At 74.0% G+C, this 17,182-nt stretch carries 14 protein-coding genes; 5 read left to right on the forward strand and 9 right to left on the reverse strand.

Annotated features, from left to right (window positions below):
- Window positions 1-84: 84 nt before the first annotated feature.
- From IF651_RS05460 to hrpA, 3 genes are all read right to left on the reverse strand, one after another.
- Window positions 85-609: an O-acetyl-ADP-ribose deacetylase gene (locus IF651_RS05460; RefSeq protein WP_191828082.1), complete on the reverse strand. Its 525-nt coding sequence runs from the start codon at window positions 607-609 to the stop codon at window positions 85-87.
- A gap of 10 nt (window positions 610-619) precedes the next feature.
- A complete protein-coding gene (locus tag IF651_RS05465) occupies window positions 620-1,828 on the reverse strand; it encodes a beta-ketoacyl-[acyl-carrier-protein] synthase family protein (RefSeq protein WP_191828083.1) in 1,209 nt (402 codons plus the stop codon).
- 151 nt (window positions 1,829-1,979) lie between these two features.
- Window positions 1,980-6,599, reverse strand: coding sequence for an ATP-dependent RNA helicase HrpA (gene hrpA, locus IF651_RS05470; protein ID WP_338403791.1), 4,620 nt, complete (start codon window positions 6,597-6,599; stop codon window positions 1,980-1,982).
- Window positions 6,600-6,758: 159 nt separating this feature from the next.
- Between hrpA and IF651_RS05475 the strand changes: the two genes are divergently transcribed.
- A complete protein-coding gene (locus IF651_RS05475) occupies window positions 6,759-7,220 on the forward strand; it encodes a VOC family protein (RefSeq protein WP_191828085.1) in 462 nt (153 codons plus the stop codon).
- Window positions 7,221-7,248: 28 nt separating this feature from the next.
- Here IF651_RS05475 and IF651_RS05480 read toward each other — a convergent pair whose 3' ends face one another.
- Window positions 7,249-7,752 (reverse strand): VOC family protein, encoded by a 504-nt coding sequence (locus IF651_RS05480; RefSeq protein ID WP_191828086.1) that lies wholly within the window; start codon window positions 7,750-7,752, stop codon window positions 7,249-7,251.
- A gap of 165 nt (window positions 7,753-7,917) precedes the next feature.
- Here IF651_RS05480 and IF651_RS05485 point away from each other — a divergent pair, with 165 nt between their 5' ends.
- The 4 genes from IF651_RS05485 to IF651_RS05500 all read left to right on the forward strand — a co-directional run bounded on the left by IF651_RS05485 (window position 7,918) and on the right by IF651_RS05500 (window position 12,692).
- A complete protein-coding gene (locus IF651_RS05485; protein WP_191828087.1) occupies window positions 7,918-8,475 on the forward strand; it encodes a hypothetical protein in 558 nt (185 codons plus the stop codon).
- A 130-nt stretch (window positions 8,476-8,605) separates the two neighbouring features.
- A complete protein-coding gene (locus IF651_RS05490; RefSeq protein WP_191828088.1) occupies window positions 8,606-10,498 on the forward strand; it encodes an alkyl/aryl-sulfatase in 1,893 nt (630 codons plus the stop codon).
- Between the two features lie 137 nt (window positions 10,499-10,635).
- Window positions 10,636-11,529 carry a siderophore-interacting protein gene (locus tag IF651_RS05495; RefSeq protein ID WP_191828089.1) on the forward strand — a complete coding sequence of 298 codons (894 nt, stop codon included), beginning with the start codon at window positions 10,636-10,638 and terminating at the stop codon, window positions 11,527-11,529.
- A 104-nt stretch (window positions 11,530-11,633) separates the two neighbouring features.
- Window positions 11,634-12,692, forward strand: coding sequence for an NAD-dependent epimerase/dehydratase family protein (locus IF651_RS05500; protein ID WP_191828090.1), 1,059 nt, complete (start codon window positions 11,634-11,636; stop codon window positions 12,690-12,692).
- Between the two features lie 16 nt (window positions 12,693-12,708).
- Here the strand turns inward: IF651_RS05500 and IF651_RS05505 are convergent, their stop codons facing one another.
- From IF651_RS05505 to IF651_RS05525, 5 genes are all read right to left on the reverse strand, one after another.
- Entirely contained in the window at window positions 12,709-13,218 is a 510-nt protein-coding gene (locus IF651_RS05505) for a hypothetical protein (RefSeq protein ID WP_191828091.1), read from the reverse strand.
- Between the two features lie 111 nt (window positions 13,219-13,329).
- Entirely contained in the window at window positions 13,330-14,178 is an 849-nt protein-coding gene (locus tag IF651_RS05510; protein WP_191828235.1) for a metal ABC transporter permease, read from the reverse strand.
- Between the two features lie 41 nt (window positions 14,179-14,219).
- A complete protein-coding gene (locus IF651_RS05515; RefSeq protein ID WP_191828092.1) occupies window positions 14,220-14,957 on the reverse strand; it encodes an ATP-binding cassette domain-containing protein in 738 nt (245 codons plus the stop codon).
- A complete protein-coding gene (locus IF651_RS05520; protein WP_191828093.1) occupies window positions 14,954-15,937 on the reverse strand; it encodes a metal ABC transporter substrate-binding protein in 984 nt (327 codons plus the stop codon). Before IF651_RS05520 ends, IF651_RS05515 begins: the two co-directional genes overlap by 4 nt.
- 63 nt (window positions 15,938-16,000) lie before the next feature.
- The gene (locus IF651_RS05525; protein WP_206715163.1) at window positions 16,001-17,005 is read right to left on the reverse strand and encodes a universal stress protein; all 1,005 of its coding nucleotides are present in this window, start codon (window positions 17,003-17,005) and stop codon (window positions 16,001-16,003) included.
- Window positions 17,006-17,182 lie beyond the last annotated feature (177 nt).

Here is a 17,182-nt window from a genome sequence, read left to right on the forward strand (position 1 = left end):
CCTCGACGGTAGTTACCGGCGACGCGCGCGGGTATCGGGGGATCCCCCCAAGCGGCCCTGATCCCCGCGAGCACGAACCCTGACTCAGCGGCCGAGCGCGGCCTTGAACACCCCGAGCGCCTCCGGCGACGCGAGCGCGAGGTGCACGGTGGTGATGCCGTCCCGGCCCTCCGGCGCGGACCAGCCGCGCACGCTCTCGACGGCGATGCGCGCGACGTCGTCCAGCGCCCACCCGTACGCACCGCCGCTGATCGCGGGGAACGCGACCGACGTCGCGCCCACCTGCGCCGCGACGTCGAGCGACGACGTGAAGCACGACGCGAGCAGCGCGGGGTCGGCCTCGCCGCGGTGCCGGTTCGGCCCGACGGTGTGGATCACCCAGCGCGCCACGAGGTCGTGCCCGCCCGTCGCCACCGCCTCGCCGACGGGCAGCCCGTCGGGGAGCGTGGTCCGGCGCAGCTCGCGGCACTCGTCGAGCAGACCCGGTCCCGCGGCGGCGTGGATGGCGCCGTCCACCCCGCCGCCCCCCAGGAGCGAGGAGTTTGCCGCGTTGACGACCGCGTCCACGCGGAGCGTCGTGATGTCGGCGAGCAGAGCGTCGAGTTCCATCCTCCCAGGGTCAGTCCCGGGAGACGACGACGCTCGCCGAGTGCCCTCCGAACCCGAACGCGTTCACCAGGGCGTGCCGGGCCGACGTCGGGCAGGCTGCCCCGTGGATGACGTCGAGGTCGATCTCCGGGTCCAGGGTGTCGAGGTTGAGCGTGGGCGGGACGACGCCGTCGCGCAGGGAGAGCAGCGCCGCCAGCGTCCCGAGCGCACCGGAAGCTCCCAGCAGGTGTCCCGTCGCGCCCTTGGTCGCCGTGACGGGGGGCGGGTCGGGCAGCGCGGCGCGGATCGCCACGGCCTCGTTGACGTCGCCCATGGCGGTCGACGTCGCGTGGGCGTGCACCAGCCCGAGGTCCCCCGGGACGATCCCGGCGGAGCGGACCGCGAGGGCGATGGTGCGGGCCTGGTTCTGCGGGTCGCCCCCGACGATGTCGTACGCGTCCGACGTGACCGCCGCGCCGGCGACGACGCCGTGCACCGTGGCTCCGCGGGCGCGCGCGTGCTCCTCGCTCTCGAGCACGAGCAGGGTCGTGCCCTCGGCCATGACGAACCCGTCCCGGTCCGTGTCGAACGGCCGGGACGCGCGGTCCGGCGCGTCGTTGCGCGTGGACAGGGCGCGTGCCCGCGCGAACGCGGCGATCGAGAACGGCAGCACGCCCGCCTCGACCCCGCCGCACACGACGACGTCGGCGGAGCCGGCGAGGATCAGCTCGCGCCCCGTCGCGATCGCCTCCGCGCCCGCAGCGCACGCGCTGATCGGGGCACGGGCCCCGCCCTTCGCGCCGAGCGCGATCGAGAGCCACGCGGCCGGGCCGTTCGCCATGAGCATCGTGACCGCGTGCGGCGACACGCTCCGGTACCCGTGCTCGTCCAGGGCGCGTGCCTGCTCGAGCGTCGTGGCGATCCCGCTGTTCGCAGAACCGACGACGACGGCGAGCCGGGTCGGGTCGACGTCGGGCGTGCCGGCGTGCTCCCACGCCTCGCGCCCGGCGACGAGCACGAGCTGCTCGGCGCGGCCGGTGCGACGCGCCTCGCGCACCCCCAGCGCCCCGGCGAACGCGTCGTCCACCCGCGCGGCCAGCCGGACCGGGAGGTCGTCCGCCCAGGTCTCACCGATCGCGCGGACCCCGCTCTGCCCGGCAACCAGCGCGGACCACGTCTCCGCCGCCGTACCACCGAGCGGGGTCACCGCCCCGAACCCTGTCACCACTGCCCGTGTCATGGGTACCACCCCCTGGCCCGCGGGCCGCCCGTCGTCGGCGTGAAGTCCTATTCCACTCTGTCTGTCCCCGTTCGTCCTGGTAGAACGTGCGGGCGGGCAGAATCGTTCCGCGCGCCGCGCGGCTCGAGCTCGGGACGGTCGTGGAGCCGGCCTACCAGCCGCCCGGCGTGAGGATCTTGCGGATCCGCTTCTCGCTCACCGGACCGTCGGTGCCGAGCTGCTGGGCGAACAGCGACACCCGCAGCTCCTCGATCAGCCACCGCACGTCTGCGAGCTCGGCCCCTCGTGCCGGGTCGGCGGGCCCGGCCGCGTAGGCCTCCCGTGCGCGGTCGTACACCTGCTCCACGTCGTGGACCCGCCACGCGAGCTCCGCGTCGCGGTTCGGGTTCGACTGCGCCTTCTCCAGCCGGTACGACGCCCCGCGCACGTACCGCGTCAGGTGCGCCAGCCGACCGGGCGGGGTCGCGGACGCGAACCCGTCGTGCACCAGAGCGGCGAGCTGGTCGCGGACGTCCGTCAGGGTGTTGAGCAGCGCGAGGCTGTTCGACGCCCTGATCTCGGCGTCCAGCGTCCGTGCCGCCGACAGCACGGCGACCACGTGCCCGACGACGGCGTGCACCTCGTCCTCCAGGTGCGCCCGGACGAACGCGCGCGCCTGGCCGTACGCGTCGGCGTCGCGGACCGCCGCCGCGTCCGGCTGCGCGCCGAACCTCCCCGTCCCGCCCCTCGTCAGCGCGATCACGGCGGCGAGCTGCAGGTCCGCGACCAGGGCGTCGGTGGTCCGGTACGGTCCCGCGGCGAGCGTGAGCGCCTGCGTGCCCGACCACCGGCTCGTGATCCGGCCGCTCTGCAGCGCGGTCTCCGTGAGAAGGAGGCGGCGCACGCCGCGCGGGTGCTCGCGCGCCTGGACGTTCGCGTCGGCCAGCACGCGCAGCGCGACCGCCGGCCTGCTCCGCGCGTCCTGCTCCTCGACCAGAGCGGGGTAGCCCCGGACGACGACGCCGCCGCCGAGGTCGGTCGAGACGGTGCCGGGGAGCGCGTCGTCGGGCAGCCCGGCCGGCCACGTCGTCAGCTCCGTCTGCTCTGCGACGAGCGCGAGCGGCGCGGCAGCTCCCGACGTGCTCGGCCCCGCCGCGAGGTCGCCCGACGCCGCGGCGGAGCCCGCCGGGGAGGGCGCGGGTGCTGCGGAGAGGCCCCCGGGCTCGCCAGCCGTGCCGCTGGCACGTCGACCGCCGTCCGACGCCGCCAGGCCGAGCTCCTTCGCCGCGACCGGCCCCGCGGCAGCCGCTTCGCGCAGCGCGGCACCGACCGCGCCCTTCACGGCGGAACGGACCGCGGCCTGGTTCTGCGCCGCCAGACGGCGCTGCAGCGCGAGGAGGTCGGTCGACTCGTCGAGGACGACGGCGCTCTCGCGGCGGTCCGAGCCGCGCACGTCCTCGACGCGGAACGTCATGCGGAGGTGCGCGGGGAGGCGGGCCTCCTGCTCGGGGCCCCACGCGTCGTCGGGGACGACGACGTCGCGCACCGCCCGGACGGCGCGCGTGAACGCGACGTGGAAGGGCTCCGCCATGTCGCCCGCACGGGCCATGTCCTCCCAGGTGGGGGTGTTCTCACGGAGCCAGGCGACGACGAGGCGCGCGACGTCGGGCGCGGGGACGAGCTGGACGCGGACGGGCTTGGGCAGCGAGCGGATCGTCGCGGTCGCGAGCTCGTCGAGCAGGCCGGGGACCATCCAGTCGAACCCGGCCGCGGAGACGCGGTTGAGGACGGAGATCGGGATGTGCACGGTGACGCCGTCGGCGTCCGTGCCCGGTCGGAACTGGTAGGTGAGCGGGAGCGTGAGGTCGCCCTGCAGCCACGACTCGGGGAACTGCGACGTGTCGACCTGGGCGGCATCGGGGACGAGCTGCTCGAGCGTGAACGTGAGCAGGTCCGGGTCGTCGCGACGCGCGCCCTTCCACCAGCGGTCGAAGTGCGCGGCGGACACGACGTCGTCGGGAACGCGCTCGTCGTAGAAGGCGAACAGCACGTCGTCGTCGACGACGAGCCCGCGCTGGCGCGAGCGCGCCTCGAGCTCCGCCGCCTCCTCCAGGAGACGGCGGTTCTCCTGGAAGAACCGGTGCGTCGTCGTCCACTCGCCCTGCACGAGCGCGTGCCGCACGAACATCTCGCGGGCCGCCTCCGGGTCGACCTTCGCGTACAGGACCTTGCGGTCCGCGACGATCGGGACCCCGTAGAGGAGCACCTTCTCCGTGGCGATCGCCGCGCCGCGCTTGGTGGACCAGTGCGGGTCGGAGTACGTGCGCTTCGCGAGGTCTCCCGCGAGGGACTCGGCCCACTCGGGCTGGATGCGCGCGACGTCGCGCGCCCACAGGCGGCTCGTCTCCACGAGCTCGCCCGCCATGATCCACGCCGGCGGCTTCTTGCTCAGGGGCGAGCCGGGGAAGATCGCGAACCGTGCCCCGCGCGCACCCGTGTACTCGTTGCGCGCCTGCTTCTGCGCACGCCGCAACGCCTTCGCGCGGGCCTCGCCCTTGAGGTGGGCGACCGACGACGCCTTGACGTCGCCGGTGTCCTGCATGCCGATCTGCGACAGCAGGCCCGCGAGGAGCGACGTGTGGATGGTGTCGGCGTCCCACGTGCGCCGGTGGGCGGCCGGGTCCGTCACGCCGGCCTGGCCCTCCTCGTCCGCGTGGCTCTTCCGGGCGGCTCGCTCGTCGGTCCGGACCTCACCGCGGGCGCGAGGCCGGTAGGACATGTCGATGCCGAGGGGCTTCGACATCTCGCGCAGCTGCGCGACGACGTCCTGCCACTCACGGATGCGCAGGAAGTTGAGGTACTCGGCCTTGCAGAGCCGGCGGAACGCGCTGCTGGACAGCTCGTGCTGCTGCTCGCGGACGTACTCCCAGAGGTTGAGGTAGGTCAGGAAGTCGGAGTGCGGGTCGGTGAAGCGCGCGTGGAGCTGGTCCGCCTGTGCGCGCTGCTCGGCGGGCCGCTCGCGCGGGTCCTGGATCGACATGACCGCGGCGATGATCGCGACATCGCGCGCGACGTCACGCCGCGACCCCTCCCAGATCATGCGGGCGAGCCGCGGATCCATGGGCAGCTGCGCGAGCACGCGCCCGACGTCGGTCAACCGCGTGACCCGGCGCGAACCCCCTGACAGGTCGACGGTCTCCAGGGCGCCGAGCTCCGTGAGGAGCTGGACGCCGTCGCGGACCGCGCGCGTGTCCGGCGGCTCGACGAACGGGAAGCGCGACATCGCGTCCGGCGACTCCACGACGCCGACCGAGATCATCTGCAGCAGCACCGACGCGAGCGACGTGCGCAGGATCTCCGGCTCGGTGAACTCGGGACGCGCGTCGAAGTCGTCCTCGGAGTACAGGCGGATCGCGACGCCGTCGGCCACCCGCCCGGACCGGCCGGAGCGCTGGTTCGCGCTCGCCTGCGAGACCGGCTCGATGGGCAGGCGCTGGACCTTCGTCGCCTTGGAGTACCGCGAGATGCGGGCGGTCCCCGGGTCGACGACGTAGTGGATCCCCGGCACGGTCAGCGACGTCTCGGCGACGTTCGTCGCGAGCACGATGCGCCGCGAGCCGTGCTGCTGGAACACGCGGTGCTGCTCGGCCGACGACAGCCGCGCGTACAGCGGCAGGATCTCGACGCGCTGCGGGTGCTTCGGGTCCCGCACGCGGTCCTTGAGGTGGCCCTCGAGCGCGTCGGCGGCGTCGTGGATCTCGCGCTCGCCCGAGAGGAACACCAGGATGTCGCCGGGGCCCTCGCGCATGAGCTCGTCGCACGCGTCGACGATCCCGGTCACGAGGTCCTTCTCCTCGCCCTTCGCCCTGCCCGTGGCCTTCCCGGCGGTCCTGCCCGGAGTGGTGGACGAGACCGGGTCGGCGTCCGGCGACAGCGGGCGGTACCGGATCTCCACCGGATAGGTGCGCCCGGTCACCTCGACGACGGGCGCGGCGTCGGGCAGGGCCTCGACGACGTAGTCCGGCGCCCCGCCCAGCTCGGCGAGGTGCGCGGGGGAGAAGTGCGCCGCGAAGCGGTCGGAGTCGATCGTCGCGGACGTGATGACGAGCTTCAGGTCCGGGCGGCGCGGCAGCAGCCGCGCCAGGTACCCGAGGAGGAAGTCGATGTTGAGCGACCGCTCGTGCGCCTCGTCGATGACGATCGTGTCGTAGGCCAGGAGCTGCGGGTCGCGCTGGATCTGGGCGAGCAGGATGCCGTCGGTCATGACCTTGACGAGCGTGTCCGCGCTGGACGTGTCGGTGAACCGGACCTGGTACCCCACGACCCCGCCGAGCGGCGTCCCCAGCTCTTCCGCGATGCGCTCCGCGACCGTGCGCGCCGCGATCCGCCGCGGCTGCGTGTGGCCGATCTGCCCGGCCCGCCCGCGACCGAGGTCGAGCAGGATCTTGGGGAGCTGCGTCGTCTTGCCCGACCCGGTCTCGCCCGCGACGACCACGACCTGGTGGTCGCGGATCGCGGCGGCGATGTCGTCGCGCCGCGCGCTGACGGGCAGTTGCTCGGGGTAGGCGATGGGAGGGACCGTGACGGCCTCGCGAGCTCTCGCGGCCCGGTCGAGCTGGGCCCGGCCGACCTGCCGGACGCCCGACGCCGCCCGGTCGCCCTGCGCACGGCCCTTGCGGTTCCCGCGGCGTCGACGGCCCGACGCGCGAGGGGTGCCCTCGGTCGCGCCGCTCCGTGGGGAGGGGCGCGCGTCCGTCTGGTGCGGCTGGGACCGCTGGGGCTCGGTACTCACGACGACCCATTGTCTCAACCGTCGCAACCCGATTTCGCCACCCGGGGCGCGAGGCACGGTCGCGCGCGCGGCCGGTCGCGCGGACCCGGCGGTGTGTCGGTGGGAGGTGAGACGGTCAGGTGGTCGGCGGGCGCTCGCCGGCTCGACGGAGGAGGAGCCATGAGCAGCACGGTCCAGGTCACGTTCGACGCCCGGGACCCGCGGTCCCTGTCGATGTTCTGGAAGGAGGTGCTGGGCTACGTGCACCCCGGCCCGCCGGGCGTGGAGCTGCCCGACGGCGCGGACCCGCTCGCCGCGTGGGACGAGTTCCTCGAGCGCGCCGGCGTGCCGCACGACCAGCGCAACAGCGCGTCGGCGCTCGAGGACCCGGACGGCGTCGGGCCACGGATCTTCTTCCAGCAGGTGCCCGAGGAGAAGGTCGCCAAGAACCGGGTGCATCTCGACGTGCGCACCGCGCCGGACCTGCGCGACGACGCGCGGATGGCCGCCCTCGAGGCCGAGTGCGAGCGCCTCGTCGCGCTCGGCGCCACCCGGCTGCGCCGTCACGAGCCGGAGCCGCCGACGAGCTACGGGTTCATCGTCATGGCCGACCCGGAGGGCAACGAGTTCTGCCTCGACTGACGGCCGACGACTCGCGACCGACGACGGCTCACTCCCCGCGGGACGCGGCCTCGAGACCGGCGACGTCGAGCTTGCCCATGCCCATCATGGCCTGGAACACCCGGCCCGCTGCGGTGCGGTCCGGGTCGGTCATGAGCTCGCCGAGGCGCTTCGGCACGATCTGCCAGCTCAGCCCGTAGCGGTCCTTCAGCCAGCCGCACGGGCCGGGCTCGCCGCCGTCGGCCGTGAGCTTCTCCCAGTAGGTGTCGACCTGCTCCTGGGAGTCGCAGTCCACGATGATCGACGCCGCCTCCGTGTGAGGGAACTGCGGCCCGCCGTTGAGCGACTGGACGCGCAGGCCGTCGATCTCGAAGTCGACGATGAACGCGGTGCCCGGGGTGGCGGGGACTCCGGGGCCCTGCTCCGGCAGGGCCTCGTCGTGCCGGACCACGGACAGGATCCGGGAGTTCGGGAAGATCGAGACGTACAGCTCCGCGGCTTCCTCCGCCTGCGAGTCGTACCAGAGACCGAGGTACGTGCTGCCCATGCTCATGACTGGCTCCTTCGTTCGTCGCCGGGCAGGAGCCCGGCCGTCACGGTGCAGACCTGGTGGGCCGCGCGTTCTCATCGGCGATCCGCGGAGAACGGCAAGACCTCGGGCACGACGTGGTGCCGTGTCGCCTCTCCTCCGTGACGGTCCGGCCGTAGTCTGATGCGCATGACCGGCCAGGAAGGCGTCGGCCCGGCTGGGGCGTCGTCACCCTCCGGCGGCGGGGCCCCGCGGTCCGGGGGGCGTGCGCGTCGCCACCTGACGATCGCCCACGTCCCGGAGATGCTCTACGGCGCGGTCGTGTCCGCCTCGGTTCTCGCGGTCGCGAGCGTGCACGCGCCGCCCGGGGACCGGGTCGTCGTCGTGACGGCGGTGGTGGCGGTCGTGTACTGGTTGGCGCACGTCTACGTCGCCGCCGTCGGGGGCCGCTTCGCCGACCCCGACCACTCGACCGGTTCTCGCGTGCTGCTCGCGCTCCGCGAGAACTGGGCGGTTCTGCTCGGAGCGGTACCCCCGATCGTGGTGACCGCCCTGGCGCGGTTGTTCGGGGCGGACAGCGAGACGTCGGCGTGGATCGCGCTGTGGTTCACCGTCCTCATGCTCACGGCGGTCGGTGGTGCCGCGGCCTGGACGGGCGGGGCACGGCGCTGGGCGCTGGCGGGCGAGATGCTGGTGGCGGGGTGCTTTGGCCTGCTGGTGGTCGCCCTGAAGTACGCCCTCCACTGAGGTGCTACCGCCGCGACGGCACCCCGAGCGTCGCTGGGTCCGCGTCCCGCGGTGAACAGCATGGAAGCGGTGGAGGCTCGCCCGGCCCCTTGCGGATGCAGTCCGGCAGCACGGCTGCAATTCTGGCGCCATGCCTACCGCACCCAAGCCAGTGACAGAGACCATCAAGCAGCAGCAGCAAGCCCTCCTGGAGAGTCTCCCTTTCTCGGACGAGCAAGACTTCGAGGACGCGACGCGCGGGCTCGTCGGCCGTCGGGAGCCCAACGCGATCCACGATGCACAGGGCACCGTCGTCTGGGACAACGACACGTACGACTTCCTGCAGGGCGACGCGCCGGAGACCGCGAACCCGAGCCTGTGGCGCCAGTCCAAGCTCAACGCGGTGCAGGGACTGTTCGAGGTCGTGCCCGGCATCTACCAGGTGCGCGGCTTCGACCTGTCGAACGTGTCGTTCATCGAGGGCGAGACCGGCGTGCTCGTCCTCGACCCGCTGGTCACGGAGGAGACGGCGGCGGCCGCGCTCGCCCTCTACCGCGAGCACCGTGGGGACCGACCTGTCACCGGCGTCCTGTATACGCACCCGCACGTCGACCACTTCGGCGGCGTCCGCGGGATCACGACCCAGGAGGACGTCGACGCCGGTCGTGTGCCGATCATCGCCCCCGCGGAGTTCACGGAGCACGCCGCGTCGGAGAACGTCTACGCGGGGACCGCGATGGCGCGGCGCTCGGCCTACATGTTCGGCGCAGCGCTGGCGCGCGGGCCGCAGGGCGCCCTCGGGACCGGTCTGGCGCAGACGGTCGCGACGGGCAACATCACGCTCATCGCCCCCACCCTGGACATCACCGAGACCGGTCAGGAGGAGACGGTCGACGGGGTCCGGATGGTCTTCCAGATGGCACCTGGCACGGAGGCGCCGGCCGAGTTCCTCGTGTACTTCCCGGACCACAAGGCGCTGTGCTCCGCAGAGGACGCAACGCACACGCTGCACAACCTGCTCACGCTGCGCGGTGCGCTGGTCCGCGACCCGCACGCCTGGTCCAACTACCTCACCGAGACTCTCGACCTGTGGGGCGACGAGGTCGAGTCGGTCTTCGCCTCCCACCACTGGCCGACGTGGGGCAACGAACGTGTGGTGAAGTTCATCTCCGAGCAGCGGGACCTGTACGCCTACCTGCACGACCAGTCGCTGCGACTCATCAACAAGGGCTGGACCGGCATCGAGATCGCCGAAGAGCTCAAGCTCCCGCCCGCACTCGAGAACGCGTGGCACGCACGCGGGTACTACGGGTCCGTGAGCCACAATCTCAAGGCGATCTACCAGCGCTACATGGGCTGGTACGACGGCAACCCCGCCCACCTGTGGCAGCACCCGCCGGTCGAGCAGGGCAAGCGGTACGTCAAGCTCGCGGGCGGCGTCGACGCGATCGTGTCGAGCGCGCGCGAGGCTTTCGAGACGGGCGACTTCCGCTGGGCCGCCGAGGTCCTGAGCCACGCCGTGTTCGCCCAGCCCGACGACGCGGCCGCGCGCGAGCTGCTGGCGGACACGTTCGAGCAACTCGGCTACGGCGCCGAGAACGGCGTGTGGCGCAACATCTACCTCTCCGGCGCGACCGAGCTGCGCGAGGGCACGTTCGGCACGCCGACCGTCTCCGCCGCACCCGACGTCATCTCCGCGCTCACCCCGGAGATGCTGTTCGACGCGATCGCTATCCAGGTCGACGGTCCGCGCGCATGGGACGAGAAGATGACGATCGACATCGTGCTCACGGATGCCGGTGCGCGTTACCGGCTCCGTCTCGCGAACGGTGCCCTGACCTACAGCGCGGCACCGCAGAAGGGCGACGCGGACGCCACGCTCACGACGACGGCGCGGGGGCTCCCGGCGCTCGCCACCGGTGCGCTCGGCGCCGACGGTCTCGCCCAGGCCGGTATCGAGGTCAGCGGCGACGCGTCCGCCCTCAGCCGCCTCGCAGGAATCCTCGACCCGGGCGACCAGGACTTCTCGATCGTCACCCCGTGACCCGCTGAGCCCCGCTGCCGAATCCCGGGTCGCCGCCAGTTCCTGCGCCGGAAGCGGTAGCCCGGGGTTCGGCGCGTGCACGTCCCGCCGGACGTGCGAGCGATGCCGGGCCCCGGCTCGTGTGATGGGATCGAGGGGTGTTCACGCGACCTCGGACCCCGCTCGACCTCGTCCCGCGCCGCGTGCGCGTCCACGCCGTCCGCGAGACGTCCGTCGCGCTGCGGCGCATCACGTTCCGCGACGCGGAGCCCGTGGTGCCCGACGCCGCCGGGCCGGGTCCCGGCGCACCGGCCGGGCTCGCGGGGTTGCGGGCTCCGGGCCCGGAGGACCACGTCACGATCTTCTTCCCCGACCCGGCGACCGGCGTCCTGCACGCTCCGACGCTCTCGCCCGACGGCGGGCTGCAGCGACCCACGGGCGTCGTGTCCATCTCGCGGGACTTCACCGTCCGTGCCGTGCGTGCGGCCGGCGGTGACGACGCCGTCCCGGAGGTCGACGTGGACTGGGTGCTGCACGGCGACGAGGGCCCGGCGTCGGCGTGGGCGGCCCGCGCGCAGGTCGGCGACGAGCTCGTGCTCGCCGGCCCGCGGGGCAGCACGGGGGTGCCGGACGGCATCGGACGTCTCACCCTCGTCGTCGACGAGACCGGGCTGCCCGCTGCGGCGCGCTGGGTCGCGGCCGTGCGGGGCGGACCGGCAGGCAGCCGCGTCCCGGTGACCGCGATCGTCGAGATCGGCGACGACGTGGACGAGGCGTTCGTCGAGGACGAGCTCGAGGACGCCGACGTCGAGATCCTCTACCGCACCGACGGCCCGGGCCAGCTCGTGGAGGCCGTCCGCGCGCTCGGCGCGCCCGCACCCGACGAGTACGTGGTCGCAGTGGGCGAGGCGACCGACCTGGCTGCGGTCCGCCGCCGCCTGCGCCACGTCGTCGGCGCCCGGCCCGACCAGCTCGCGATCTCCGGGTACTGGCGGCGGGGCGTCGTGAACCTCGACCCCGACGCGCCCGTGGACCCGACCGACCCGGACTGAGCCGACCGGCTCGTCCCGAGGAGCCCGGCGCGCGGGTCCCCACGAGGCGTCCGCCCGTGGCGAACCGGGCTGCGCTCCACCGGGCGGCGTACGAGGGTGGGGCCATGACGAGACTCCTGGTCCTCGGCGGTTCCGACTTCGTCGGGCGCGCGGTCGTCGACGACGCGCTCGGGCGCGGCTTCGACGTCACCGTCCTCAACCGCGGTACGCGCGAGGTCCCCGGCGCCGTCACCGCGCTCGTCGGCGACCGCACCGGCGCGTCCGGCCTGGACGCGCTGCGCTCCGACGACGTCGCGCAGCAGTGGGACGTCGTCGTCGACACGTGGTCGTGGGCGCCCGCAGCGGTGCGCGACGCCGCTCGGCTCCTGGCCGGACGCGTCCCCGGCGACAGCCGGTACGTGTACGTGTCGTCGCGCTCGGTGTACGCGCCGTGGCCTCCCCGGGGCGCGGACGAGTCGGCCCCGCTGGTCGACGCGGACCCGGACGAGGAGGACGCGGAGGACTACGCGCGCGCCAAGCGCGGGGCGGAGATCGCCGTCGTCGACGCCCTCGGCGACCGTGCGCTGGTCCTGCGGCCCGGCCTGATCCTCGGCCCGCACGAGAACGTGGGTCGGCTGCCCTGGTGGCTGCGGCGCACCGCCCGCGGTGGCCGCGTCCTCGCGCCGGGTCCGGCCGAGCTCCCGCTCCAGTACGTCGACGCGCGCGACCTCGCCGCGTTCGCCCTCGACGCCGCGCTCGCGGGCGCGTCCGGCGCGGTCGACGTCGTGAGCGCACCCGGCCACGCGACGATGCGCGACGTGCTCGGCACGTGCGTCGCCGTGACCGCCGACGCCGCGGCGGCGGCGGGCAACCCGCCCGCCGAGCTCGTCTGGGCCGAGCCGACGGTGGTCGAGCGGGTCGGGATCGAGCCGTGGACGCAGCTCCCGGTGTGGCTCCCGCCGGGCGAGCTGTACGACGCGCTGCACGGCTCGGACCCCTCGCGCGCGTTCGACCTCGGGCTGCGCACGCGCGACGTGCGCGAGACCGTCCACGACACGTGGGTGTGGCTGCAGGAGCTGGACGCGGCAGGGGAGTCGACGCCGCAGCGCGCGGACCGGCCGGGCGTCGGCCTCCCGGAGGAGCTGGAGCAGGAGGCGCTGGACCTCGCCGCGACCGCCGACTGACGTCGGGGGCGGCGTGTCAGGAGCCCGCGCGGCTCGTCTCGCCGCGCAGCGTGTCGATGTGGCCCTGGAGGCGCATCAGCGACCCCGCGACCTCCTCGCCCGCCTCGCGCGCGCGGTCGGTGACGTACCGCAGCTGCGCCGACGCGGCGTCGAGCGCGACCTGCGCGTCGGCGAGCGCCTCGGCGGCGGTCCCGTCGGCCGCGGCGTCCGGGTCGGCGGCACGGTCGAGGGCGGAACGCGCCTCGCCGGTCGCGGCCTCCACGGACTCGACGGCGTCCTCGACCTCGCTGCGCAGCACGACGTCGAGCGCACGGAGGTGGGTACCGACCCGGTCGACGTCGTCACCGATCGTCTCGGTGCGGACCTGGGCGTCGGCGATGAGCTGCTGGACCTGGGCGGCGTCGGCGGTGGTGCCGAGGGGAAGCATCATGGCGAGCGCGAGGAGGCTCGCGGCGGCGAACCGTGTGGTCCTGGCCCGCGGCGTCGCCGCCTGCAGGGTCGCCCTGCTGCTCGTCCTCGTCGACATGCCCCACAGTCTGCTGGTCGTTCCTGGGAAGAGCCAGGGAACCCGGGGTGAATATCGTCAACGTCCTCCCGCCGAGGACGGCCGGGATGCAGTCCTGGGGCGTGCCGAGCCTCAGGTCGTGCTCGGCGCGGAAGCCGGTGACCGGGCCGGACGGCGCCGGCGGGCGCCGGCGATGCGGGTGGCGACGAGCCCGTGCCGGGGGCTGAACAGGTACGCGAGGGCGAACGCGGCGCCCAGCGCGAGGACGACCGTGCCCCCCGTGGACGTGTCGAGCCAGTAGCTCGCGAAGACCCCGACCGTGCCGCACGCCGCGGCGACGAGCGGCGAGATCCACAGCATCCGCGCGAACCGGTCCGTGAGCAGGTACGCCGTCGCGCCGGGGGTGATGAGCAGCGCGACGACGAGGACGACCCCCACGGCCTGCAGCGCGACCACCACGGTCAGGGCGAGCAGGCCCAGCAGGAGGGCACCGAGCCGGCGCGGGGACAGGCCGATCGCGTGCGCGTGCACGGGGTCGAACGCGAACAGCGTCAGGTCGCGCCGCTTGAGCAGGACGACGCCGAGTGCCACCGCGCCGAGCGCGAGCACCTGGACGAGATCGGTGCGCGAGACGCCGAGCAGGTTGCCGAACAGGATGTGGTTGAGGTCCGTCTGGCTCGGGGTCACGGAGATGAGCACGAGCCCGAGGGCGAACAAGGTGGTGAACACGACCCCGATCGCGGCGTCCTCCTTGACCCGGCTGGTGTCCCGGACGGCGCCGATCAGCGTGACCGCGAGCAGCCCGAACAGCAGCGCCCCGAGCGCGAAAGGTGCTCCGACGACGTACGCGAGCACGACGCCTGGCAGCACGGCGTGGGACACGGCGTCGCCCATGAGCGACCAGCCCACGAGCACGAGCCAGCACGACAGCACCCCGCACACGATCCCGGCGGTGAGGGTCACGGCGAGAGCGGCGCGCATGAACTCGAACGACAGCGGCTCGGCGATCACGTCGAGCGGGCTCACGGCGTGATCTCCAGCCCGAACGCGAGCGCGAGGTTCTCGGGGCGGAGCACCTCGTCGGGCGTCGAGTGCAGCAGGACGCGCTGCTGGAGCAGGACGGCCTCGTCGGCGAGCGCGGGCAGGGCGTGCAGGTCGTGGGTCGAGACGAGGATCGCGGCGCCGTCGGCCGCGAGCTCGCGCAGCAGCGTGCTGATGGTCGCCTCGGAGCGCTTGTCGACGCCCGCGAACGGCTCGTCGAGCAGCAGGATCGTCGCGCCCTGCGCGAGTCCTCGCGCGACGAACGCGCGCTTGCGCTGCCCGCCGGACAGCGCGCCGATCTGGCGGTCGGCGAGGTCGGTGAGCTCGACCCGGTCGAGCGCGTGGTCGACGGCGGCCCGGTCGGCGGGCCGTGCACGCCGCGTCGGTCCCTGGTAGCCGTAGCGGCCCGTCATGACGACGTCGCGCACGCTGAGCGGGAACGCCCAGTCGACGTCCTCGCTCTGCGGGACGTACCCGACGGCCTGGGCGCGTCGGGCGCGGGCGGGGGGTGCGCCGTCGAGCAGGACGGTCCCGCGGTCGGGGCGGACCATGCCCATGACCGCCTTGAAGAGGGTGGACTTGCCGGAGCCGTTCATCCCGACGAGCCCGCACACGCGCCCGTGGCCGAGGACGAGGGTCGCGGCGTCGAGCGCGAGGACGTCGCCGTAGCGGACGGTGAGGTCGCGCACGTCGATCGCCGGGGCGCGGCGGGGGCTCACGTCGTCCCCTCACCGGTCCCGGTCTGCCCGGTCAACCCGGCCACGATCAGGTCGGTGTCGTGACGCAGGAGCTCGAGGTAGGTGGGGACGGGCCCGTCCGGTGCGGACAGCGAGTCGACGTAGAGCGTGCCGCCGAACGTTGTGCCGGTCTCCGCGACGACCTGGCGCATGGCCTTGTCCGAGACGGTGGACTCGCAGAACACCGCCGGCACGTCGTCGTCGCGCACGAGGTCGACGGTCTCGCCGACCTGGCGCGGCGTGGCCTGCTGCTCGGCGTTGACCGCCCACAGGTACTGCTCGGTCAGCCCGGCGTCGCGGGCGAGGTAGGAGAACGCGCCCTCGCAGGTGACGAGCACGCGGTGCTGCGGGGGGAGGGTGTCGAGGGCCGCGGTGAGCTCGTCCTGGACGTCGCGCAGGTCGGCCGCGTAGTCCTGGGCCGCTGCCTGGTAGTCGTCGGCGTGCTCCGGGTCGAGGTCGGCGAGCGCGTCGGCGACGTTGTGGGCGTAGAGCTGGCCGTTCACGGGGGACATCCACGCGTGCGGGTTCGCCTCGCCCTGGTGCTCGGGGGAGGTGTCGTCGCCGAGCGCGATCGTCTCGACGCCGTCGCTCGCGACGACGTGCGGGACGTCCAGCCCGTCGACGAACCGACCGAACCAGGCCTCCAGACCGAGCCCGTTGTCCAGCACGAGGTCGGCCTCGGCCGCACGGCGCAGGTCGCCGGGGGTGGGCTCGTACCCGTGGATCTCCGCGCCGACCTTGGTGATCGACTCGACGCGCACGTGGTCGCCGCCGACGTTGCGGGCGATGTCCGCGAGGACGGTGAACGTGGTGAGGACGACGGGGCGGTCGTCGCCGGGACTGGTCGCCGAGCCCGTACCGGTGTCCGTGGGTGCGGAGCAGGCGGCCAGCGTGACCGCCGCCAGTCCCGCAAGGGCAGCGACGACGCGTCGCGCGCGGGGGGACCGGCGAGAGTTCGGCACACCGAACAATTTAGTCCGGACGACGGCTCAGTTCAACAGCCGGTGTCGCGGGTGCGTCGGTGGTCACCCTTCGGGCGCGTGCACGACGGCGACCGGCCCGGTCGCGTGGTGCAGGACCGACCGGCTGACCGAACCGAGCAGCAACGACCGCACGTCGCCGCGCCCGCGCGACCCGACGACGACCAGCGCCGCGTCGCGTCCCGCCTCGCGCAGCGCGAGGGACGGCTCGCGATCGAGGACGAGCGTCTCGACCGGGACGCCGTCGTCGGCCCCGGTGCGCACGCGCGCGAGCGCGGTCTCCACGGTGCGTGCCGCGGCGGCACGGCCCTCGCGCTCCGCCTGGAGGAAGTACGGGGTGTCCTCGCCCCACATCGAGCCGGCGCCGAGCCGCCACGCGCACACCGCGACGACCTTCTCGCCCGTGCTGGCCGCCTCGTCGAGCGCGAGGCGCAGCGCGACGTCGGCGTGGACCGAGCCGTCGACGCCGACGACGACGTCGCGGCGGCCCGCACCGCCCGCACCCCCGCGGGCCGACGACCGCAAGTCGGGCGGCACGACGACGACGGGCGCGGGCGAGCAGGCCGCGAGGCGGGACGAGACGGAGCCGAAGAACGTCGCGCCGACGGACCCCAGCCCGCGCGTGCCGACGACGACGAGGTCGGCGGACTTCGCGGCGTCGAGGAGGATCTCGGCCGGGGGACCCGACCGCAGCGACGTGCGGACCGTGACGGTCGGGTCCAGGCGTGCGGCGCGGTCGGCCGCGGCGTCGAGAATCGGACCGCCGTGCTGCGTGACCTCGTCGTCGTTCGGGTAGTACGCGCTGCCGAGGAACGGCGAGGAGACGACCGGGACGTAGACGACGTGGACGATCCGCAGGATCGCGCCGCGCCGTGCGGCCTCGTGCACGGACCAGTCCAGGGCCCGTCCGCTCGTCGTGCTGCCGTCGACGCCGACCAGCACCACGGGTCGCCCGTCGTCGCCCATCGGCCGGGCCGGTACGTGCTTGCCGTGCGTGCTGGTCGTGCTGGTCGTGCTGGTCGTGCTGGTCGTGCTGGTCGTGGTGGTCATCGTCCTCGCCCCTCCGTCGTCGTTCGCGGTCTCCTCCTGGATACGCCCGGAGCCGGGGCGGGCGTCACGGTGGGTCGGCCTGCCCACGCGGGCCGGACGTCACCACGGCGCAGGACCGAGGTCCCGTTCCCGGCGAACCGGCCCCGCGGGACCCTCCGGTGCGCCGCGCAGCGGCTA

The sequence above is a fragment of the Cellulosimicrobium arenosum genome (assembly GCF_014837295.1).
GTDB lineage: Bacteria > Actinomycetota > Actinomycetes > Actinomycetales > Cellulomonadaceae > Cellulosimicrobium > Cellulosimicrobium arenosum.